This is a genomic window from Streptomyces bauhiniae, assembly GCF_004784475.1.
GTDB classification, from domain to species: Bacteria; Actinomycetota; Actinomycetes; order Streptomycetales; family Streptomycetaceae; genus Streptomyces; species Streptomyces seoulensis.
The window spans coordinates 372,376-392,968 of sequence record NZ_SRRT01000004.1 but is presented as its reverse complement, the minus strand read 5'-3'; the positions used below and the strand labels follow the sequence as shown (position 1 = coordinate 392,968).

The 20,593-nt window shown below is 73.0% G+C and carries 20 protein-coding genes; 9 read left to right on the top strand and 11 right to left on the bottom strand.

Annotated elements, in window-relative coordinates:
* Positions 1-27: 27 nt before the first annotated feature.
* Positions 28-957 (bottom strand): DUF4349 domain-containing protein, encoded by a 930-nt coding sequence (locus E5083_RS15715; RefSeq protein WP_135786312.1) that lies wholly within the window; start codon positions 955-957, stop codon positions 28-30.
* 149 nt (positions 958-1,106) lie between these two features.
* Here E5083_RS15715 and hemG point away from each other — a divergent pair, with 149 nt between their 5' ends.
* Together hemG and hemQ are read left to right on the top strand one after the other, a co-directional pair.
* Positions 1,107-2,552: a protoporphyrinogen oxidase gene (hemG, locus tag E5083_RS15710; RefSeq protein ID WP_135786311.1), complete on the top strand. Its 1,446-nt coding sequence runs from the start codon at positions 1,107-1,109 to the stop codon at positions 2,550-2,552.
* Between the two features lie 5 nt (positions 2,553-2,557).
* Positions 2,558-3,289, top strand: coding sequence for a hydrogen peroxide-dependent heme synthase (gene hemQ, locus E5083_RS15705; RefSeq protein WP_135786310.1), 732 nt, complete (start codon positions 2,558-2,560; stop codon positions 3,287-3,289).
* Here hemQ and E5083_RS15700 read toward each other — a convergent pair.
* The 10 genes from E5083_RS15700 to zapE form a co-directional block, all read right to left on the bottom strand.
* A complete protein-coding gene (locus E5083_RS15700; protein WP_135786309.1) occupies positions 3,286-4,908 on the bottom strand; it encodes an alpha/beta hydrolase in 1,623 nt (540 codons plus the stop codon). The genes hemQ and E5083_RS15700 overlap by 4 nt on opposite strands.
* 117 nt (positions 4,909-5,025) lie before the next feature.
* A complete protein-coding gene (locus tag E5083_RS15695) occupies positions 5,026-5,820 on the bottom strand; it encodes a TIGR04222 domain-containing membrane protein (RefSeq protein WP_135786308.1) in 795 nt (264 codons plus the stop codon).
* 106 nt (positions 5,821-5,926) lie between these two features.
* Positions 5,927-7,213, bottom strand: coding sequence for an MbnB/TglH/ChrH family RiPP precursor modification enzyme (locus tag E5083_RS15690; RefSeq protein ID WP_135786307.1), 1,287 nt, complete (start codon positions 7,211-7,213; stop codon positions 5,927-5,929).
* A 96-nt stretch (positions 7,214-7,309) separates the two neighbouring features.
* On the bottom strand, positions 7,310-8,026 hold the full coding sequence (locus tag E5083_RS15685; RefSeq protein ID WP_135786306.1) for a peptidyl-tRNA hydrolase: 717 nt from the start codon (positions 8,024-8,026) through the stop codon (positions 7,310-7,312).
* A 32-nt stretch (positions 8,027-8,058) separates the two neighbouring features.
* Positions 8,059-8,913, bottom strand: coding sequence for a polysaccharide deacetylase family protein (locus E5083_RS15680; protein WP_135786305.1), 855 nt, complete (start codon positions 8,911-8,913; stop codon positions 8,059-8,061).
* Between the two features lie 109 nt (positions 8,914-9,022).
* On the bottom strand, positions 9,023-9,940 hold the full coding sequence (locus tag E5083_RS15675) for a slipin family protein (protein ID WP_244317512.1): 918 nt from the start codon (positions 9,938-9,940) through the stop codon (positions 9,023-9,025).
* A gap of 128 nt (positions 9,941-10,068) precedes the next feature.
* Positions 10,069-11,577: a SulP family inorganic anion transporter gene (locus E5083_RS15670; protein WP_135786304.1), complete on the bottom strand. Its 1,509-nt coding sequence runs from the start codon at positions 11,575-11,577 to the stop codon at positions 10,069-10,071.
* 8 nt (positions 11,578-11,585) lie between these two features.
* A complete protein-coding gene (locus E5083_RS15665) occupies positions 11,586-12,164 on the bottom strand; it encodes a carbonic anhydrase (protein WP_135786303.1) in 579 nt (192 codons plus the stop codon).
* Positions 12,165-12,242: 78 nt separating this feature from the next.
* Positions 12,243-12,641 (bottom strand): hypothetical protein, encoded by a 399-nt coding sequence (locus E5083_RS15660; RefSeq protein WP_135786302.1) that lies wholly within the window; start codon positions 12,639-12,641, stop codon positions 12,243-12,245.
* A 210-nt stretch (positions 12,642-12,851) separates the two neighbouring features.
* On the bottom strand, positions 12,852-13,946 hold the full coding sequence (gene zapE, locus E5083_RS15655; protein WP_135786301.1) for a cell division protein ZapE: 1,095 nt from the start codon (positions 13,944-13,946) through the stop codon (positions 12,852-12,854).
* A 36-nt stretch (positions 13,947-13,982) separates the two neighbouring features.
* Between zapE and E5083_RS15650 the strand changes: the two genes are divergently transcribed.
* From E5083_RS15650 to E5083_RS15620, 7 genes are all read left to right on the top strand, one after another.
* Positions 13,983-14,777 carry a pyrimidine reductase family protein gene (locus E5083_RS15650; RefSeq protein ID WP_135786300.1) on the top strand — a complete coding sequence of 265 codons (795 nt, stop codon included), beginning with the start codon at positions 13,983-13,985 and terminating at the stop codon, positions 14,775-14,777.
* 174 nt (positions 14,778-14,951) lie between these two features.
* Positions 14,952-15,407, top strand: coding sequence for a hypothetical protein (locus tag E5083_RS15645; protein WP_031181654.1), 456 nt, complete (start codon positions 14,952-14,954; stop codon positions 15,405-15,407).
* Between the two features lie 637 nt (positions 15,408-16,044).
* The gene (gene murC, locus E5083_RS15640) at positions 16,045-17,436 is read left to right on the top strand and encodes a UDP-N-acetylmuramate--L-alanine ligase (RefSeq protein ID WP_135786299.1); all 1,392 of its coding nucleotides are present in this window, start codon (positions 16,045-16,047) and stop codon (positions 17,434-17,436) included.
* A gap of 14 nt (positions 17,437-17,450) precedes the next feature.
* The gene (gene msrB, locus E5083_RS15635) at positions 17,451-17,858 is read left to right on the top strand and encodes a peptide-methionine (R)-S-oxide reductase MsrB (RefSeq protein WP_135786298.1); all 408 of its coding nucleotides are present in this window, start codon (positions 17,451-17,453) and stop codon (positions 17,856-17,858) included.
* Between the two features lie 275 nt (positions 17,859-18,133).
* Positions 18,134-19,258 (top strand): ABC transporter ATP-binding protein, encoded by a 1,125-nt coding sequence (locus E5083_RS15630; RefSeq protein WP_167513549.1) that lies wholly within the window; start codon positions 18,134-18,136, stop codon positions 19,256-19,258.
* Positions 19,255-19,908, top strand: coding sequence for an ABC transporter permease (locus E5083_RS15625; protein WP_135786297.1), 654 nt, complete (start codon positions 19,255-19,257; stop codon positions 19,906-19,908). The genes E5083_RS15630 and E5083_RS15625 overlap by 4 nt, the downstream gene beginning before the upstream one ends.
* Positions 19,905-20,573 carry an ABC transporter permease gene (locus E5083_RS15620; protein ID WP_135786296.1) on the top strand — a complete coding sequence of 223 codons (669 nt, stop codon included), beginning with the start codon at positions 19,905-19,907 and terminating at the stop codon, positions 20,571-20,573. The genes E5083_RS15625 and E5083_RS15620 overlap by 4 nt, the downstream gene beginning before the upstream one ends.
* The last annotated feature ends 20 nt before the right edge of the window (positions 20,574-20,593 follow it).

The window sequence follows — 20,593 nt, the reverse complement described above, 5'->3', positions numbered from 1 at the left end:
TACGGGGCGCGAGATGCTGACGCCTCGTCACTTGTGCTCGCCGGAGACCGGCGCGCCGCCCTCCGACACCGGCCGCGCCTGCGGCAGCGAGCCCGATACGGGCGTGGGCGCCGGGCGGCGCGGGAGCTGGGGGCGGACCACCCGGCGCCACAGGAACACCAGCAGCGCGAGCAGCGCAGCGAACGGCAGCACCGCGCCCACCACCAGCGCGATCCAGCGCAGCATCGTCAGAAACGCGTGCCAGCCGCCCGACAGCGCGTCCAGGAAGCCGGGCGTGTCGTCACCGGCACTCGCGTGCGCGCCCTTCCCCGCCAGCGACAGGGTGATGGTCGCCAGGCCCGTACGGTCCTTCAGCGACGCCTGCTGGGCCAGCACCGCCTCCAGGTCGGCCTCCCGGCTGCTCAGCTCGCCCTCCAGCGCGACCACGTCGGTCAGCTTGTCCGCCCGGTCCATCAGCTCCCGGACCCGCGCGACGCTGGCCCGCTGCGACTTGATCCGGCTGTCCACGTCCACCACCTGGTCGGTGACGTCCTGCGCCCGCGCGGTGCGCCGCAGCAGCTTGCCGGTGCCCTGGAGCGAGCCGAGCACCTCCGCGTACCGCTCGGAGGGAACCCGCAGCACGACACGGGTGCGCTCGCTGCCGTCGTCGTCCCGGTCGGTGCTCTCCTCGCCGACGTAGCCGCCCGCGTCCTCGGTGACCTGGCGGGCCTTGGCCAGCGCGCCGGGCACGTCCCGCACCTCCACCTCCAGGGAGGCGGTGCGGATCACGCTCGGCGCGAGCCGGGGCGCGCGGCGGGCGGACTTGCCGTCCTCGGCCGCGCCACCGCCCGCGCCCTGGGCGGCGCTCGGGGCGTCGGCGTAGGACGACTTGGAGTCGCCGCCCGACTCGCTGCACCCGGCGAGCGCGAGCGAAGCGGCGAGCAGGACCCCCGCCAGGACCCGGACCTGTGTACGCATGTCGGTTACCCCCCGATGAGATGCGGTGCTGTTCCTCCTTAGACGGTCCGGCCTGCGGGAACGGCCGCGCGCTACGGTCCCGATGCGGTCACGGTCCGGTGACGTACCGGGCACCGGGACGCCCTACGGGGTCTGAGAGAGTGGGGGGCATGAGCGCAGCGAGCAAGGGCCATGTCGTCGTCATCGGAGCCGGTGTCGCCGGACTGGCCGCCGCCCACCGGGCGCTCGCGCGCGGCGCGCGGGTGACCGTGCTGGAGGCCACCGACCGCGTCGGCGGCAAGCTGCTGCCCGGCGAGATCGCGGGCCTGAGGGTCGACCTCGGCGCCGAGTCGATGCTCGCCCGCCGCCCCGAAGCGGTGGGCCTCGCCCGCGAGGTGGGCCTCGGCGACCGCCTCCAGCCCCCGTCCACCGCGACCGCCTCGATCTGGACCCGGGACGCCCTGCGTCCCATGCCCAAGGGCCATGTCATGGGCGTACCCGGCGCCGCCGCCGCCCTCTCCGGCCTGCTCTCCGCCGAGGGCCTGGCCCGGATCGAGCGGGACGCCGGACTGCCGCCCACCGAGGTCGGTGACGACGTGGCCGTGGGCGAGTACGTCGCCGCCCGGATGGGCCGCGAGGTCGTCGACCGGCTGGTGGAACCCCTGCTCGGCGGGGTGTACGCGGGCGACGCCTACCGGCTCTCCCTGCGCTCGGCCGTCCCCCAGCTCTACCAGGCCGCCCGCGCCCACGACACCCTCACCGCCGCCGTCCGGTCCCTCCAGGCCAAGGCCGCCGAAGCGGGACAGACCGGCCCGGTCTTCCTCGGCATCGAGGGCGGCGTCGGCACCCTCCCGCTCGCCGTCGCCGACGCGGTACGGACGCGCGGCGGCGAGATCCTCACCCGCACCCCGGTGAGCGAGCTGCGCCGGGACGGCACCGGCTGGCGCGTCACGGCCGGGGACCGCACGCTGCGGGCGGACGCGGTCGTGGTCGCCGTACCCGCGCCCGCCGCGTCGGCGCTGCTGCGCGCCGAGGCCCCGGGGGCCGCCGCCGAGCTGGCCGCCGTGGAGTACGCCTCCATGGCTCTGATCACCCTCGCCTACCGCCGCGCCGACGCCGCCCTGCCCGAGGGCAGCGGGTTCCTGGTGCCGCCGGTGGACGGCCGCACCATCAAGGCCGCGACCTTCGCCTCCCAGAAGTGGGGCTGGGTCGGCGCCGAGGACCCTGACCTGCTGGTGGTGCGCACCTCGGTCGGCCGTCACCACGAGACCGAGATCCTCCAGCGCGACGACGCCGGACTCGTCCAGGTCGCCCGGCACGACCTGCGTGCCGCGACCGGCCTGGACGCCGCCCCCGTCGCCACCCGCGTCACCCGCTGGACCGACGGCCTGCCGCAGTACCCGGTCGGCCACCACGCGCGCGTGGCCCGCGTCCGCGAGCACATCGCCAAGCTGCCCGGCCTCGCGGTGTGCGGCGCGCAGTACGACGGTGTGGGCATCCCGGCCTGCATCGCCAGTGCGTACGCGGCCGTCGACCAGCTCGGCGGCGACCTCGCCGGGGTGCGTGAGCTGACGGCCAACCCGGTGCAGAGCCTGCACGGCGGAGCGGGAGAATAGGGGGCATGAGTGACGACGCCCCCACCACCGAGCCCGGCCGCATCCCGAACAAGGGCAAGCTGGCCAAGGACCTCAACGAGGTCATCCGCTACACCCTGTGGTCCGTCTTCAAGCTGAAGGACGTGCTGCCGGAGGACCGCGCGGGCTACGCCGACGAGGTCCAGGAGCTGTTCGACCAGCTCGCCGCGAAGGACGTCACGGTCCGCGGCACCTACGACGTCTCCGGCCTGCGCGCCGACGCCGACCTGATGATCTGGTGGCACGCCGAGACCGCCGACCAGCTCCAGGAGGCGTACAACCTCTTCCGCCGCACCAAGCTGGGCCGCGCGCTCGACCCGGTGTGGTCGAACATGGCGCTGCACCGCCCCGCCGAGTTCAACCGCTCGCACATCCCGGCGTTCCTCGCCGACGAGACGCCCCGCAACTACGTGAGCGTCTACCCCTTCGTGCGCTCCTACGACTGGTACCTGCTGCCCGACGAGGACCGCCGCCGCATGCTCGCCGACCACGGCAAGATGGCCCGCGGCTACCCGGACGTGCGGGCCAACACGGTGGCCTCCTTCTCGCTGGGCGACTACGAGTGGATGCTCGCCTTCGAGGCCGACGAGCTGTACCGCATCGTCGACCTCATGCGTCACCTGCGCGCCTCCGAGGCCCGGATGCACGTCCGCGAAGAGGTGCCGTTCTACACCGGCCGCCGCAAGTCGGTGGCGGAACTGGTGGCGGGGCTCGCCTAGGCGCCCTTGCCCTTCAGCGCGTCCCGGTCCGGGGTGGCGCGTCCGGCCGGCTCGGTGGGGCGCGGCTCCGGGCGTGGGGCGCAGGCGGCGCGGCGGCCCGGCAGGCGGCCTTCCAGCAGGTAGGCGTCCAGGTGGGCGTTGACACACCTGTTGGGGCCGCCGCCGATGCCGTGCGTGCCCGCGTCCCGCTCGGTGACCAGCGTCGACCCGGCCAGCCGCCGGTTCAGCTCCAGCGCCCCGTCGTACGGGGTGGCCGCGTCCCGCTCGGCCGCGAGGATCAGCACCGGTGGGGTCTCACCGGTGCCGGTGCGCACATCGAGCGGGACCTGACGGCGGGCCGGCCAGTACGCGCACGGCAAGTTCACCCAGGCGTTGTCCCAGGTCTCGAAGGGGGCGGTGCGGGCGAGGCGGGTGTTGTCGCGGTCCCAGATGCGGAAGTCGGTCGGCCAGGGAGCGTCGTTGCACTCCACGGCCGCGTACACCGCGCTACCGTTCTCCGCCTCGGCGGCCGTCTCCGGGCTGGGCGCGCCCAGCCGGACCAGGGGCCCCGCATCGCCCTTCAGATAGGCGGCGAGGGCGGCGGCCCGGCTCGGCCAGTAGTCGTCGTAGTACCCGGCCATCAGGAACGTGTTCTGCAGCTGGCCCGGCCCGACCCTGCCGTCCGCCGGGTGCGCTTCCAGCCGGTCGCTCGCGGTGTCGTAGGAGCGCTGGACGGCGGCCGGGGTCGCGCCGAGGCCGTACACGTCGTGGTGGCGGGCCACCCAGGCGCGGAAGTCGGCCCAGCGGTCCTCGAACGCGGCCGACTGGTCCAGGTTCTCGCGGTACCAGACCTTCGCCGGGTCCGGGTCCACCGCCGAGTCCAGCACCATCCGCCGCAGATGACCGGGGAAGAGGGTGGCGTACAGCGCGCCCACGTAGGTGCCGTACGAGGCGCCCATGAAGGTCAGCCGGGACTCGCCGAGCGCGGCCCGCAGGACGTCCAGGTCACGGGCGTTGTTGAGCGAGTTGTAGAACTCCAGCCCGCTGCCCGACCGTTCGGCACAGCCGCGCGCGTACGCCTTCGCCCGCGCGATCCGCTCCCGCTTGTACGCCTCGCCGGGGTGGACGGGGGCGAGCGAGGGCGCCTTGAAGAACTCCTCCGGCTTCTCGCAGGACAGCGGGGCCGAGGGCGCCACCCCGCGCGGGGCGTAGCCGACGAGGTCGTAGGCGGCGGCGATGCGCTGCCACTCCGGGACCACGCCGATCATCGGGAAGTTCAGGCTGGAGGCGCCGGGACCGCCGGGGTTGTAGACGAGGGCGCCCTGCCGGGGCACCTTGTGCTTGCTGTTGGCCCGGTCGCGCCCGGTGGCCGGCATCCGGCTGACGGTCAGCTCGATCTGCTTCCCGCCGGGGCGGGCGTAGTCCAGCGGGACGCGTACGGTGGCGCAGCGCATCCCGGCCGGGGACTCCTCGGGGCAGGCGCCGAAGTCGAGGCCGGCCGCGCTGGCCCTGGCGGCGGCGACCGCGGTGCCGCGCAGCTCAGCCGCGCCCGGCGCGCCGGGGGTGCCGTCGGCCGGGGTCACGGCGAGCCCGGTCAGCAGCAAGGAACCGGCGGCCGAGTACAGGGCGGCAGCTCTCATCGGACTTCCCTTCGGTGCGCGGCGGCGATGGCACGGCTGCCATGGTCCGGCGGCGACAGAAGGGATGTTTCGGAAGGGGCCTCGGGAAAGGCAAGCACCGGCACGCGGGTGTCGGCGTCAGTGCTCCCTGTGCGCCCCCGGCGCATCGCGGTGGGTGAACGCGGCCCGCAGCTCGGGCTCGTTCAGCGCGCGCACGCCCCGCATCGCGAGCCGCATGAGGAAGGAGCCCTCGTCGCCGTCCCCGGCCGGACGCCGGGCCACCTCTCCAAGCAGCCGCTGCCCGGTGGGGGAGGCCCAGCGCGGGTACGGGTGCACCTCGACGCGGGCGATGGCCAGGCAGCTCAGGGTGAGGATCAGGGGCAGCGCGAACCACATGGCGATCTGGAAGCGCGGCAGGTCCACCGGGGTCGGCATGAGCAGCGCGGCCGCGCCCAGCGCGAGCACGGCCACGGCGGCGGCCCGCACCTGGCGCACCCCGGCGGCCACGGTCGTACCGGTGTCGTAGGGGACCGCGAGTCCGGCGCCGATCAGCCGGTCGGCGAGCCGCTGCACGGCCTCCGTACCGGCCGCGGCCGCCCGTACGGGGGCGATCCGGGACTGGCCCTGCGGGCCGATCGCGCCGATGACGGACCGTTCCATCTCGTCCCGCCCGCGCGGGTCCACCACGGTGGCCCAGCCGGTGTGCGCGAGCAGCAGCCGGCGCTGGCGGGCCATCCGGACCATGGCGAGGTCGGCGACGCGGGAGGGGCCGCCGGACAGGAACGCCGTCTCGTACAGCGTCAGATCGCGGTCGTGGCCGTGCGCCCGCGCCGCGCGGTCCGCGGCGGTGGCGCGGACGGCGGCGAGGCACAGCCGGGTGCAGGCGATGGCGGCGAAGGCCCAGGCCGGAAGCAGGAGGAGGACCCAGAACATGTGATTTTTCTATGCCAACGGCCCCTGAAAAACCATGGCTTGTTCAGTATCCGGACAGAGCGTTGCCGGTATGTGACGTTCCGTTTTTCCCGCAGGTCGGGGACGGTCAGCGCCGCGCCGACAGCACCCGCCTGGCCAGCCGGGCGGCCGGGCCGGGCGTACGGGGTGCCGGGCCCGCGCGGTCGAGCCACCACTCCCGCAGCCTCCGGCGCGCCCGCGCGTCCGCCGGGCGGCCCGTCTTGAGGAGCTGGGCGGCGAACTCCAGCGCGTCCTGCCGGTAGCCGCCGCGCATCGGCCGGGTGCGTGCGTAGCCGAGGAACGCCTCCCGGTACCCGGCACCGAGGATCACCGGCAGCTCGGGCGCCACCTTGGCCACCACGTCCGCCCGCTTCGCCGCCAGCGACCGCGCCTGGACGCCCATCCGCCCCCGGTCGAACCCCTCGGGCAACGGCGTCCGCGCCACCAGCGCCGACAGCACGGCGGTCTGCGCGACGGCCACCCGCTGCCGGGCCTCGGCGGAGGCGTCCGGCGGCACGGGGAGGGTCTCCTTCGGTGGGGTGTGCGCAGGCCCGCCACCCTTGCGCACCGCCTCCCCGATGTCGGCCAACTCCCGCTCCAGCTCGGCCGGTCCGGGGAAGTTCTCGTCCCGTTCCAGCAGGACGCCGGGCGGTGTGACGCGGGACGCCAGGCCGGTCAGAATGTCCAGCACCACAGGCGGTACGGGGTGCGCGTGGCTGTCGTGCCAGACACCGTCCCGCTCGAAGCCGCCCGCCACATGCACATAGGCCAGCGCCTCCAGCGGGAGCCGGTCCAGCGCCTCGGCGGGGTCCTCGCCCCGGTTGACGTGATTGGTGTGCAGGTTGGCCACGTCGATGAGCAGCCGTACGCCGGTCCGCTCCACCAGCTCGGCCAGGAACTCGCCCTCGGTCATCTCCTCGTCCGGCCAGGAGAACAGGGCGGCGATGTTCTCCAGCGCCAGCGGCACCGGCAGCGCCTCCTGCGCGATCGCCACGTTCTCGCACAGCACGTCGAGGGCGTCCCGCGTGCGCGGCACGGGCAGCAGGTGGCCGGCTTCCAGCGGCGCCGACGCGGTGAGCGGTCCGCCCGCGCGGACGAACGCGATGTGCTCGGTGACCAGCGGCGCCCCCAGCGCCTCAACCCGCTCGGCCAGCGCCCGCAGCCGTCCCTGGTCCGGCCGCTCCGCACCGCCGAGCCCGAGCGAGACTCCGTGCGGAACGACGGTCACCCCACGCTCCCGCAACCGCACCAGCGGCTCCGGCAGATGGCCGGGGCAGATGTTCTCCGCCACGACCTCCACCCAGTCGATCCCGGCCATCCCCGCCACGGCGTCCGCGATCTCCGGCCGCCACCCGATCCCCGCCCCGAGCCGCATCCCGTCCCCCTCCGTCGTCTGCCGGGGGTATGGCCCCGGCGGGCGCACGCGAACCGCCCGTGCCGGGGGTTCAGAGCAACATTTGAGGTTCGCGGGTCAGCGCAGCGCCGGGTGGTCCGCGACCACCGTGGCCGAGCCGGGGGCGATCTCCGTGAAGCCCGCGTCGCGGACCAACGGCAGGCCACTGGTCGTGAGTTCGCGCCAGTGGGCCGGGGTGGCGGTGCGGACCGTGAGAGGAAAGTCGGCGGTGCGCCAGGCTTCGCGGGCCGCGTCGGACAGGGCCCACCAGGCGAGTTGGGCGCCGTGGCCGGCCTGGGCCATCTCCTTGCCGGCCGACATCTTCAAGTCCGGGTTGAGCCAGAGCACGGGGGCGGTGCGGTCGGGGTCGGCGGGGGGTTCGGGATCGTCCAGTTCGGTGCCGGAGACCTGGAGCTTGGCCAGTTCCTTGGGCCAGCCGTCCAGCGGGATCGGTGGGAAGACCCGTACCTCGGCGGCGGCGCCGGTCACCGTGATGCCGGGCAGCTCCCCGGCGCGGCGCCACTCCGCGCCCCGCGCCCGCCGGACCACCTTGCGGATGCGGGCGTCCTCCCAGTTCCGTACCGCCTCGGCCCACTCGCCGTCGCCGCGCGCCCGCTCGTCCCCGAGCAGGACGAGCACGGCGCGTGCGGCGGTCTCCAGCGCGTCGGTACGGGCGGGCGGCGCGCTCTTCTCGATCCGTACGACGAGGGGCAGCACGAACTGCGGGGCCTCGTCGCGCGGGGTGGGCTCGGTCTGGAAGGGGCTGTCGCCGGGGGCGGCTGGCACATGGGTCACGTGAGCCAACCCTACGAGCAGTCCGGCGCCGGTCAGCGCGGGGTGCCGGACTCCCGGATCAGCTCCGAGACCTTCACGAACCGGTAGCCCTTCTTGCGCAGCTCCGGCACCACCGAGCGGACGACCTTCTCGGTCGTCGGGGCGGCGCTGCGGGTGCAGTGCATGACGACCACCGAACCGGGCTTCACCCCGTCCAGCACCTGGCGCACGACCGCGTCCGCGTCCGTGGCGAAGGCGTCGCCGCTGATCACGTCCCACTGGATGGCCGTGACACCGGCGCCGCTGATGGCGCGCAGCGCGTCCCGGTCGTAGCAGCCGCCGGGGAAGCGGAAGTACGGCATCGGGTTCGGCACGCCCGCCTTGCGCAGGGCGGCGTACGTGCGCTGCACCTCGGTCAGCTTGGCGTCCTGGGCGACGGTCGGCAGGCCGTAGCAGTCACCGGTGAAGGAGTAGTGGCTGTAGGAGTGGTTGGCCACCTCGAACTGGGCGTCGTGTCCGAGGGCGCGGGCCTGGTCCGGGTACTCCTCGGCCCAGCGGCCGGTCATGAAGACGGTCGCCGGGACCTTCAGTGTGCGCAGGGCGCTGATCAGACCGGGGTTGTCGAAGCGTTCACCGGCGGCGGCGCGGGGGCCCTCGTCGGCGGTCATGTCGGCGTCGAAGGTCAGCGCGACGGTCTTGCCCTTGTCGCGCGGGCCGTGCTCGAACACGGGGGTGAGGCCGCCCGGACCCGCCGCCATGGTGGGGGTGCCGGACGGGGAGGGGGAGGCGGAGGCATGGGGCTCGGCGTGCGCCGGGCGCGGGGGCTTGGCGGGGTCCGCGGTACCGCAGGCGGCGAGGGCCGCGCCGAGGACGCAGACGGCGGTGAGACGGCGTGCGAGTGCAATCACCGTATGAAAATAGGGCTGCCTAGCTGTTCATATGTTCATCCACCCACCGACGCGGCGAGACGGTCACCCGCGCGGCGGGTGGGGTGTCACCGGGTGGATGGGTGCGCACTCACCTCACCTCGGTGGACGGCTGGTCGAGGAGCGCGCCCAGTTCCGGGGTCTTGGTGACGGAGTCGAGGTCCGGTGTCCCGGACAAGGGGACGGGTTCGACAGGCGGTGCCGGTTCGGGGGCGCGCTCCTTCTTGGACTCCTCCGACGGGGCCGGGTCGCGGGCGCCGCGTTCCAGGAAGTGGAGCAACTCCACCGGGATGGGCAGGACCAGGGTCGAGTTCTTCTCGGCGGACACCGCCATCACGGTCTGGAGCAGCCGGAGCTGGAGGGCGGTCGGAGTGTCCGACATCTGCTGCGCCGCCTCGGCCAGCTTCTTGGATGCCTGGAGTTCCGCGTCCGCGTTGATGATGCGGGCCCGGCGCTCCCGGTCGGCCTCGGCCTGGCGGGCCATCGAGCGCTTCATGGTGTCGGGCAGGGAGACGTCCTTGATCTCGACCCGGTCGATCTGGACGCCCCAGCCCACGGCCGGGCTGTCGATCATCAGCTCCAGGCCCTCGTTGAGCTTCTCCCGGTTGGACAGCAGATCGTCCAGGTCGCTCTTGCCGATGATCGACCGGAGCGAGGTCTGCGCCATCTGCGACACCGCGAACTTGTAGTCCTCCACCCGCACCAGCGCGCTGGTCGGGTCGACGACCCGGAAGTAGACCACCGCGTCCACCCGCACGGTGACGTTGTCCCGCGTGATGCCCTCCTGGGCCGGGATCGGCAGCGTGACGATCTGCATGTTCACCTTGTGCAGCCGGTCCACGAACGGAACGATCAGCGTCAGCCCGGGTGTGCGGGGCTCACCGGTGATCCGCCCCAGCCGGAACAGCACACCCCGTTCGTACTGCTTGACGACACGCATCGCCGCGGCCAGCAGCACCAGACCGATCCCGCCGGCCACCGCTGTGAGCGTGATCACGAGCTCCAACATGGTCGCCCCCCTCACCGAGAGGTCCGTTTAATCCCTTACTCAACAGTACGTCCCGTATGCGGGACAAAAAAGAGGGGGCCGGGGCGGCGGGATCGCTCCCGTCACCCCGGCCCCGTGGCCGTCCCGGCTCAGCCCGCCGGTGTCCCGGCGGGCTCACCCGCCCCGGCCCCGGACGTCAGCCGTACCGGTTCCGTACCGTCCGCGCTGTGCCGCTCGGCCCAGTTCTCCAGGGCGGTGCGGCAGGCGTGGTCCAGGTGCAGCAGGCCGGAGAGGTCCAGCCGGACCGGGCGGTCCTTGGGCAGCGCCTCCAGGCTGTCCAGTATTTTCGGCAGCCTGAGGAAGGTCGCGTTGCCCGAGAGATAGGCATCGACCGGGCCCGCGCCCTTGTCTATGACGGTGACCTTGATGTGCGACGCCTCCCAGGCGGTCTTGACGATCGCCAGCGCCAGCCCGATCAGCACGCCCTCGAACATGCCGACCGCCACGATGGACACCGCCGTCACCGCGAGGATCAGCGCCTCGCCCCGCTGCTCGCGCCACAGCCCCGCCAGCGACTTGACCGGCACCAGCTTGGCCCCCGAGTAGATCAGGACGCCCGCCAGCGACGGCAGCGGGATGTGGGCGAGGGCGCCCGGCAGCAGCGCCGCGAACAGCAGCAGCCAGACGCCGTGCAGCACGCGGGACGCCTTGGTCCGCGCGCCCGCCTGCACATTGGCCGCGCTGCGCACGATCACCGCCGTCAGCGGCAGCGCGCCGAGCAGCCCGCACACCGTGTTGCCGATGCCCTGGGCGGTCAGCTCACGGTCGTACTCGGTACGCGGGCCGTCGTGCAGCCGGTCCACGGCCGCCGCGCTGAACAGCGACTCGGCGGACGCGATCAGCGTGAACGCGACGATCGTGCCGAGCACCGCCACATCCGCGAATTCGGCGAAGGCGCTCAGCGGCGGCGGCTGGACGGCGCCCAGCAGCCCCTGCACCTCCACCATCGCCACCTGTAGGCCGAACACCGGCACGGCCAGCGTGGCGAGCCCCACCGCGGCGAGCGGACCGGGCACCGTACGCACCTTCGCCGGGAGGTGCTTCCAGCCCACCATGACGGCGACGGTTCCCGCGCACAGCGCCAGCGAGGCCAGCGCCCTGCCGTCGCCGACCGCGCCCGCCAGGCCGCGCGGCAGACCGAGCATCTTGTCCAGCCCGGCGTCCGGTGCCTTGGCGGCCATCGCCGGATACAGCTGGCCGGCCACCAGGACCAGACCGATTCCGGCCAGCATGCCCTCCACGACCGCCAGCGATATCGCCCGGAAGTACCGGCCGAGCCGCAGCACGCCCATCACCGTCTGGAGCAGCCCGGTGGCGAGCACGATCGCGCCCAGCACCGGCAGCCCGAACTCCTGGACCGCCTCGAAGACCAGCACGGTCATGCCGGCCGCCGGCCCGGACACCTGGAGGCTGCTGCCGCGCAGCACACCGGTGACGAGGCCGCCCACGATGCCGGTGACCAGCCCCAGTTCGGCCGGGACCCCGGAGGCGACGGCCACCCCCACGCACAGCGGGAGCGCGACCAGGAAGACGACGAGGGACGCGGCGAAGTCCTGCCGGAGAAACGGGGCGCGCGATATGAGCCCTTGCCTGGTCATCGGCGCGCTCACAGGGCTTCGAAGGTGTCGGTGTCGGACCGGTGCGCGCGCACGGCCCCGGTGTGGACCTCGTAGTACCAGGCGTGCAGGGCGAGCGTGCCCTCCGCCGTCCGGCGCTCGACGCAGGGGTACGAGCGAAGGCGCAGCAGTTGGGTCAGCGCGTGGCACTGCACGCCCTCGGCGACCTCCGGGTCCTCGGCCGCGCCGGCCGGGCGCGGCGCGGCGTGCGCCAGCCAGTCGCGCACGGCGGGTACGGCGGTCAGGTCGTCGCCGCGCACCAGCGCGCCGACCGCGCCGCAGTGCGAGTGACCGCAGACGACGATGTCGCGGACGCCGAGCACCTCCACGGCGTACTCGATGGTGGCGGCCTCGCTGGTGGGGTGCTCGGAGGTGTGCGGCGGGACGATGTTGCCCGCGGTGCGCAGCTCGAACAGCTCGCCGGGGCGGGCGCCCGTGATCAGGGCCGGGACGACCCGTGAGTCGGAGCAGGTGATGAACAGGACTTCGGGGGACTGGCCCTCGGCGAGGCGGGCGAACTCCTCGGGGCGCCGGCCGAACGTGCGGGCGTAGTCGATGAGGGGCTGCATGATGTCTGGACTCCTCCTGGCGCGCCTCGACGGCGCGTCGGGCTTGCACGACTGTGGTGGGGGGAGCGAGCCCGCCCGTCAGCAGCGGAAGACCTGAAGGACTGCCGTGGAATGGGCTCCGGAGGATCTCGTGACGCCGGCGTCGGGAGCACCGGACCGCGCGGGCGGTGCGGGTTCGGCCGGCCGCCGGGATATGAGCGGGCGCTCGGGCGCGGGAGTGGGCGCGGCGCCGCGCTGGCGGTGCCGGTCGGCATGGGCGGCGACCGGCGGCGTCTTGGAGCGGCGGGGTTCGCGGACGAGGTCCGCGCCTTCGCCCGCGGGCTGGGCGACGAGGACGATCCCCGGCGCGTCGTTGGCCTTTGCCTCACCGAGCGTATGTGCGGTGGCGAAGGGTCCGGAGGGCGCGAAGAGCTGGAGGGAGAGCAGCGCGACCGCGAACAGGGCGAGCACCGCGCCGAGCGTCCTGCCTCGGGACATGCGCACCCCCCTGCGGAATCCCACGTCTCTTGTACGCGCCAAGCATTGGTCAATGGATGGTCAAGAAACACGTTAACCCGGCGAGATGCTTTGCAGGGTTAACGGCGGGTTACGTGCCGCAGGAAGCGTGAAAAAAGCGGGTCAAGCGGCTGAAATCAGCTCTTGACCCGCATAAGTTGATGGGATATCAGAAACAGGGCGGCCGGTCTGTTACTCCGTCACCAGGGGCTTGGCGTCGCGCGCCAGCGCGGTGAGCCGGGAGATCGCGCGGAAGTACTTCTTGCGGTAGCCGCCGTTCAGCATCTCCTCGCTGAACAACTGGTCGAAGGGCAGACCGGAGGCCAGTACCGGGACCTCGCGGTCGTAGAGCCGGTCGGCCAGCACCACCAGGCGCAGCGCCGTCGACTGGTCCGGCACCGGCCGTACGTCGGTGAGGCAGACCGCGCGGACCTCGTCGGTCAGCGCGCCGTACCGGCTGGGGTGCACCTTCGCCAGGTGCTCCAGGAGCCGCGGGAAGGCGTCCAGCGAGGCGCCCTCGGCGCGGTACGCGGCCTTGGTGACCTGCTCGTCGGTGTACGGCGCCGGGGCCTGGGGCAGACCGCGGTGGCGGTAGTCCTCGCCGTCGATGCGCAGGGCGCGGAAGTGGGCGGACAGGCCCTGGATCTCACGCAGGAAGTCGGCCGCGGCGAACCGGCCCTCGCCCAGCTTGCCGGGCAGCGTGTTGGAGGTGGCGGCCAGCGCCACGCCCGCCTCGACCAGCTTGCCGAGCAGGCTGGAGACCAGCACCGTGTCGCCGGGGTCGTCCAGCTCGAACTCGTCGATGCACAGCAAGGCGTGGCCGGAGAGCGTCCTCACCGTCTGCTGGAAGCCGAGGGCGCCCACCAGGTTGGTCAGCTCCACGAAGGTGCCGAACGCCTTGCGGGAGGGCTCGGCGGGGGTGGCGTGCCAGAGCGAGGCGAGCAGGTGGGTCTTGCCGACGCCGTAGCCGCCGTCCAGGTAGACACCGCGCGGGCCGGCCGGGGCCTTCGCCTTCGCGCGGCCCAAGCCGAACAGGCCCCGCTTGCCCTCGCCGGGGCGGGCGCCGCCGAGTCCCGCCGCGAAGCCCTCCAGTACGCCGACCGCGTCGGTCTGGCTGGGCTGGTTCGGGTCCGGGATGTACGTGGCGAAACGCACCGAGTCGAAGCGGGGCGGCGGCACCATCTCGGCGACCAGGCGGTCGGCCGGGACGTGCGGCTCACGCGCGCACAGGGACAGCGGACCGGCGTCGGTCAGCGGGGTGGAGCCGGAGGCTGCGGTGGAGGACACGGTTACCCATGCTAATCGCCATGTCACACTGCACGAATGCGACGCCTGTTCCCTGTGACCGACGAAACAGCAGCTCGGGCCCTCGATCAGGGTGAGCGGACCGGTGAGTGGAGTCTGGCCGAACTGGCCGCCGCCTACGCGTATCCCACCTCCGGTGACGGAGGCCCCCGCACCTGGCTGCGGGCCAACATGGTCTCCACGCTCGACGGCGCTGCCCAGCACGACGGGCGCTCCCAGCCCATCTCCTGCGCGGCCGACATGCGCGTCTTCGGCACGCTGCGGGCGCTCGCGGATGTGGTGCTGGTCGGTGCGGAAACGGTTCGGCAGGAGGGGTACCGGCCCGCTCGCGCCCGTACCGAGTTCGCGGCGGCGCGGGAGGCGGCGGGGCAGGGGCCGGCTCCGGCGATCGCGGTGGTGTCGGGCAGTCTCGACCTGGACTTCTCGCTTCCGCTGTACACCTCGCCGCTGGTCCCGACGGTCGTCCTCACCGGTGCGGACGCGCCCGCCGACCGGGTGGCCGCCGCCGAGCGGGCCGGGGCGCGGGTGGTCGTCGCGGGGGAGGGGCGGCGGGTCGATCCCGTACGGGCCGTGGCGGCGCTCACCGGGCTCGGGTACGTCCGTCAGCTCACCGAGGGCGGGCCGCGGCTGCTGGGGCAACTGGTCGCGGCGGGGGTGCTGGACGAGCTGTGCCTGACGCTGTCGCCCATGCTCACGGCGGGGGACGCGCAGCGCATCGCGGGTGGTCCGGGTGTCTCCGTGCCGCGCCGGTTCGCGCTCGCTTCGCTGCTGGAGGAGGACGGATTTCTGTTCGGGCGGTACCGCCGACCCTGAAAACAGCGGAATCTACCGTTCCGTTTAGCTTCCGGGGGGCACACTTAGTCCCGGTACTCCCCGTGCGGTAACGGGGCAGGATGGTTTCCGCAGGCCCTGTTCGGGCCAACGGAGGACAGAGGGTCACGAGGACCCTCGAGGGAGAAGAGGCGGCTGGTGTTCACAAGCGTTCTGATGATCGAGAAAGCCCTGACGTCGGCCGACGTGGAGTTCGTGACGACCTTGCACGGGGACGAGCCGGTCTTCTTCCACGTACTGCTCCAGCCGCGCGGTGACCAGGCGGACCGGCTGCTGCGGGCCATCGACGACATCGCCCTCGGTGAGCTGGACGAGGCCGTGCACGAGGGGGAGACGCCCGAGGGCACGGACGCGCGGAGCGTGGGGGAGAAGGCCCTGGAGGTCTCCCTGACGGCGCTGCGCGCCGCCGGGAGCCGGGCCGAGGGAAGGCTCGTCGAGAACCACCCGCTGGAGGCGCTCAAGTCCCTCGTCGCGGAGGTCCACGCCGACGAGGTCATCGTCCTCACCGACCCCCACTACGTCGAGGAGTTCTTCCACCGAGACTGGGCCTCCCGAGCCCGCCACAAGGTCGGAGTCCCGGTCCTGAAGCTGTTCTCGCACAGCAAGGCGTAGCCCTGCGGGGCCCGGCGGGGCTTCGGCGGCTGTTCGACACCGGGTAGCGCGGGGGCGCCCGGTGCGCGGCCGCGTCGGCCTCAGCGGCAGGCGGCGCGTCCGGCATCTCGAAGCGAAGCCGCACATCGCCGTCCCGGGGCGCGGCCCCCTGTCCTGCGGGGCCGCGCCCCGCGCCCGCCGACTCGCCGTGCCGGGCGCCCGGCATCCGCCGCGCCGACTCCGCACGCCGTGTCCGCTCGGCGCCCTCCGCTTCGGTAGCGGCCCGGAGGCGTGAGTCGCACGCTACTGGCCGGCGCCGCCCGGCCCTCGACGGTGCTCGGCACCCGTGCCCGGTCGGCATTCCCCACCCACAGGATGCGGTCAGCGGCACGCGGCAAGCGCGCGGTCCCCCGGGCCGACCCCCCACCCGTGACCGATCGGCACGCTCGCCCACCGGCGCGCCCCCCGGGCCGGGGTGCGGTCAGCGGCACGCGGCACGCGGCACGCGGCAAGCGCGCGGTTCGCGGAGCGGCGCCCCCCGCCCAGGGCCGGTCGGCACGCCCGCCGACCGGCGCGCCCCCGGCCGGGGTGCGGGACGGGGCGGAGCAGCGCATAGGGTGGGCATCCTCTGGCTCGCTCGTATATGGGAGAAGAACGCATGGCACCCGGCCTTCCTATCGCCATGGACCGACCGCACTTCATCGGGATCGGGGGGGCCGGGATGTCGGGGATCGCCAAGATCCTGGCTCAGCGGGGGGCGCGGGTGGCGGGGAGTGATGCCAAGGAGTCCGCGACCGCGGCGGCGCTGCGGGCGCACGGGGCGACCGTGCACATCGGGCACGCCGCCGGGCACCTCGCGGACGACGCGAGCTGTGTCGTCGTCTCCTCCGCGATCCGGCAGGACAACCCCGAGCTGGCCCGCGCCGCCGAACTGGGCATCCCCGTGGTGCACCGCTCCGACGCGCTCGCCGCGCTGATGGAGGGCCTGCGGCCGATCGCGGTGGCCGGTACGCACGGCAAGACCACCACCACCTCGATGCTCGCGGTCTCCCTGACCGAGCTGGGCGCGCAGCCCTCGTACGCCATCGGCGGCGACCTGGACGCGCCCGGTTCCAACGCCCTGCACGGCGAGGGCGAGATCTTCGTGGCCGAGGCGGACGAAAGCGACCGCAGCTTCCACAAGTACGCCCCCGAGGTCGCCATCGTCCTCAACGTCGAGCTGGACCACCACGCGAACTACGCGTCGATGGACGAGATCTACGAGTCCTTCGAGACCTTCGCCCAGAAGATCGTCCCCGGCGGCACCCTGGTGATCTCCGCCGACCACGAGGGCGCCCGCGAGCTGACCCGCCGCGTCACCGGTGTGCAGACGGTGACCTACGGCGAGGCCGAGGACGCCGACGTACGGGTCCTGAAGATCGTCCCGCAGGGACTGAAGAGCCAGGTCACCGTACTGCTGGACGGCCGCGAGCTGACCTTCGCCGTCTCCGTCCCCGGCCGCCACTACGCGCTCAATGCCGTCGCCGCGCTCGCCGCCGGCGCCGCCCTCGGCCTCCCCGCCGACGAGCTGGCCCCCGCCCTCGCCGCGTACACCGGCGTCAAGCGGCGCCTGCAGCTCAAGGGCGAGGAGGCGGGCGTCCAGGTGATCGACTCCTACGCCCACCACCCCACGGAGATGACCGCCGACCTGGAGGCCATGCGCGGCGCCGCCGGGGACGACCGCCGCATCCTCGTCGTCTTCCAGCCGCACCTGTTCTCCCGCACCCAGGAGCTGGGCAAGGAGATGGGCCAGGCGCTCGCCCTCGCGGACGCCTCCGTGGTGCTCGACATCTACCCGGCCCGCGAGGACCCGATCCCCGGCATCACCAGCGCGCTGATCATCGAGGCCGCCCGCGCGGCCGGCGCGGACGTCACCGCCGTGCACGACAAGGCGGACATCCCCGAGGTCGTCGCGGGAATGGCGAAGCCCGGTGATCTCGTTCTCACCATGGGCGCGGGTGACGTCACCGACCTGGGCCCGCTGATCCTGGACCGCCTGTCGCAGAAGTAAAGGGGCTGATCCTCATGGCGTACGACGTCGAGAAGCCGGACGAGCAGTGGCGGGCGGAGCTGAGCCCGGCCGAGTACACGGTGCTGCGGCAGGCGGGCACCGAACCCGCCTTCACCGGTGAGTACACGGACACCAAGACCGAGGGTGTCTACTCCTGCCGGGCCTGCGGCGCCGATCTGTTCACCTCGGACACCAAGTTCGCCTCGCACTGCGGCTGGCCGTCCTTCTTCGACCCGAAGGACACCGACGCGGTCGAGCTGATCGAGGACCGCTCGCACGGGATGGTCCGCACCGAGGTCCGCTGCTCCAACTGCGGCTCCCACCTCGGCCATGTCTTCGAGGGCGAGGGCTACCCCACGCCCACCGACCAGCGCTACTGCATCAACAGCATCTCGCTGCGCCTCACCCCCGAAGAGGGCTGATTCCGGCTTCGCCGATGCCCACCTGTCCGGAAGCGACGGGTGGGCATCGGCGTATGTGTATGAGCGGAGTCACATGATCGGATGAATGGATCGGCCGTGGCTGGGTAGCAGCCTCCCGATTCATTGGGACCGTCCGGCCGTGGCACGACCACGGGTGTGCGCGCCCGCGCCCGGTCCGGTCGCCCTTTGGCGTTCTCCGGGTGGCGTGGCTCGTGCCGACTGGACTCGGCCGGCGCGGTCCAGGCACTCCTGCCAACCGAAGGGCGCGCGGCGTTTTGATACGGATAGATTCAGTCACCAAGCGATACCCGGACGGCACGGTCGCGGTCGACCGGCTGTCGCTCGACATACCGGACCGCGCGATCACCGTCCTCGTCGGCCCCTCCGGCTGCGGCAAGACGACCACCCTGCGGATGATCAACAGGATGGTGGAGCCCAGCGAGGGCAGCATCCTCCTCGACGGCGCCGACATCCGGCAGCAGCCCGTCAACTCCCTGCGCCGGTCCATGGGTTACGTCATCCAGAACGCCGGGCTCTTCCAGCACCGCACCATCATCGACAACATCGTCACCGTGCCCCGCCTCCTCGGCTGGAGCAAGGGCAAGGCCCGCGAGCGCGCGGCCGAGCTGATGGAGCGGGTGGGGCTGGACAGTTCGCTCGCCAAGCGTTACCCCTACCAGCTCTCCGGCGGCCAGCAGCAGCGCGTCGGTGTGGCCCGGGCGCTCGCCGCCGACCCGCCGGTCCTCCTCATGGACGAGCCGTTCTCCGCCGTCGACCCGGTGGTCCGCAAGGGACTCCAGGACGAACTGCTGCGTATCCAGGACGAGTTGGGCAAGACCATCGTCTTCGTCACCCATGACATCGACGAGGCCGTGAAGCTCGGCACCATGGTCGCCGTGCTGCGCACCGGCGGTCACCTCGCCCAGTTCGCGCCGCCCGCCGAACTGCTCACCGCGCCCGCCGACCCCTTCGTGGAGGACTTCCTCGGCGCCGACCGGGGCATCCGCCGACTGTCCTTCTTCCCGTCCGACGCGCTGGAGCTGGAGACCGGGCCGATCGTCCCCGTGGACGCCGACGCCGCCCGGCTCACCCCGCGTGGCGGCGCCCCGTACCTGCTCGTCACCGACGCCGACGGCCGCCCGCTCGGCTGGGGCGAGCCGGGCGCGCTCAGCGCGGATGCCATCGACACGGCTCGACTCCTGTCGCACGGCAGGCCGTTCCGGCCGGGTACGGACTCGCTGCGCACCGCGCTCGACGGCGCCGTGCTGTCGCCGACCGGCTGGGCCGTGGCCGTCGACGGCGAGGGACGCGCGGTCGGCGTGGTCTCGCAGGCGGCGATCGGCGAGGCCATCCGCACCGCGCACACCGAGGACCGTCCGGAGGTGACGGCGGCCGGATGAACGGCTTCTTCGACCTCCCCAGCGACCTCCAGCACAGCTACTTCGGCCTGATCGGCCTGCACTTGCGCGAAGCGCTGCTGCCGGTGCTGGCCGGGCTCCTGCTCTCGCTGCCCGTCGCCCAGCTCTGCGCCCGCTTCCGCTGGCTGTACCCGCCGGTCCTGGGCGTCACCACGGTGCTGTACGCGATCCCGTCGCTGGCGTTCTTCGTCATCCTCATCGACTACACCGGCCAGAGCGAGATGACGGTGATGATCCCGCTCGCCATCTACAGCCTGGTCGTGCTCGTCCCCGCCATCGTGGACGGCGTCCGCTCGGTGCCCCCGGAGACCCTGGCCGCCGCCGAGGCGATGGGGCTCGGTGCCGTACGGCGTTATGTCCAGGTGCAGTTGCCCATCGCCGTGCCCGCCATCATCGCGGGCCTCAGGGTCGCCACCGTGTCCAGCATCTCGCTGGTCAGCGTCGGCATGCTCATCGGCAACCAGGGCGCGCTCGGCAACATGCTGAACGACGCCAACCTCTACCACCGGCCGGAACTCGCGGTGAACTCCGTAGTGACCACAGCCCTGTTGGCGATCCTCGTCGACGCGGCGCTGGTGCTCACCCGCAATCTGCTGACCCCGTGGATGCCGAAGAAGGGTGCCGCCCGGTGAACGTCCTGGACTTCGCGCACTCCTTCTTCGCCGAATCCGCCCGCTGGCACGGCTACGACGGCATCCCCACCCGCCTGCTGGAGCACGTCGGTTACTCCCTGGAGGCCCTCGCCATCGCCGCGCTCATCGCGCTGCCCGTGGGCCTGATCGCCGGGCACCTGAGGCGCGGCGGCAACGCCCTGTCGATGGTGGCCACGGCCGGCCGGGCGCTGCCCAGCTTCGGTCTGCTGGTGCTGCTGTTCATCTGGTTCGGCTTCGGCACGCTGCCCGTGATGGTGCCGCTCGTGGTGCTCGCCGTACCGCCGATCCTCGTCACCACCTACGAGGCGATCCAGACCGTCGACCCGTCCCCGGTGGACGCGGCGCGCGGGATGGGCATGACCGAGCCGCGCATCCTGTTCCAGGTCGAACTCCCCGTCGCGCTCCCGGTGATCCTCGGCGGACTGCGCACGGCGGCCGTCCAGATCGTCTCCACGGCGACCATCGCCGCGTACGTCAGCTTCGGCGGGCTCGGCCGGTACATCATCGACGGGCTCTACCAGAAGGACTACGAGAAGGTCGTCGGCGGCGCCACGCTGGTCGCCGGACTCGCCGTGGTGACGCTCCTGGTGTTCTGGGCGCTGTCGAAGCTCACCGTCTCGCCGGGGGTCCGGCGCAGTGGGTGACCCCTTCGCCGGGGCGTTCA

What these genes read in the sequence shown, in the direction of transcription:
- E5083_RS15715 (WP_135786312.1), bottom strand. Translation starts at nt 957, where the DNA reads ATGCGTACACAGGTCCGGGTCCTGGCGGGGGTCCTGCTCGCCGCTTCG.
- hemG (WP_135786311.1), top strand. Translation starts at nt 1,107, where the DNA reads ATGAGCGCAGCGAGCAAGGGCCATGTCGTCGTCATCGGAGCCGGTGTC.
- hemQ (WP_135786310.1), top strand. Translation starts at nt 2,558, where the DNA reads ATGAGTGACGACGCCCCCACCACCGAGCCCGGCCGCATCCCGAACAAG.
- E5083_RS15700 (WP_135786309.1), bottom strand. Translation starts at nt 4,908, where the DNA reads ATGAGAGCTGCCGCCCTGTACTCGGCCGCCGGTTCCTTGCTGCTGACC.
- E5083_RS15695 (WP_135786308.1), bottom strand. Translation starts at nt 5,820, where the DNA reads ATGTTCTGGGTCCTCCTCCTGCTTCCGGCCTGGGCCTTCGCCGCCATC.
- E5083_RS15690 (WP_135786307.1), bottom strand. Translation starts at nt 7,213, where the DNA reads ATGCGGCTCGGGGCGGGGATCGGGTGGCGGCCGGAGATCGCGGACGCC.
- E5083_RS15675 (WP_244317512.1), bottom strand. Translation starts at nt 9,940, where the DNA reads ATGTTGGAGCTCGTGATCACGCTCACAGCGGTGGCCGGCGGGATCGGT.
- E5083_RS15670 (WP_135786304.1), bottom strand. Translation starts at nt 11,577, where the DNA reads ATGACCAGGCAAGGGCTCATATCGCGCGCCCCGTTTCTCCGGCAGGAC.
- E5083_RS15665 (WP_135786303.1), bottom strand. Translation starts at nt 12,164, where the DNA reads ATGCAGCCCCTCATCGACTACGCCCGCACGTTCGGCCGGCGCCCCGAG.
- E5083_RS15660 (WP_135786302.1), bottom strand. Translation starts at nt 12,641, where the DNA reads ATGTCCCGAGGCAGGACGCTCGGCGCGGTGCTCGCCCTGTTCGCGGTC.
- E5083_RS15650 (WP_135786300.1), top strand. Translation starts at nt 13,983, where the DNA reads ATGCGACGCCTGTTCCCTGTGACCGACGAAACAGCAGCTCGGGCCCTC.
- E5083_RS15645 (WP_031181654.1), top strand. Translation starts at nt 14,952, where the DNA reads ATGATCGAGAAAGCCCTGACGTCGGCCGACGTGGAGTTCGTGACGACC.
- murC (WP_135786299.1), top strand. Translation starts at nt 16,045, where the DNA reads ATGGCACCCGGCCTTCCTATCGCCATGGACCGACCGCACTTCATCGGG.
- msrB (WP_135786298.1), top strand. Translation starts at nt 17,451, where the DNA reads ATGGCGTACGACGTCGAGAAGCCGGACGAGCAGTGGCGGGCGGAGCTG.
- E5083_RS15625 (WP_135786297.1), top strand. Translation starts at nt 19,255, where the DNA reads ATGAACGGCTTCTTCGACCTCCCCAGCGACCTCCAGCACAGCTACTTC.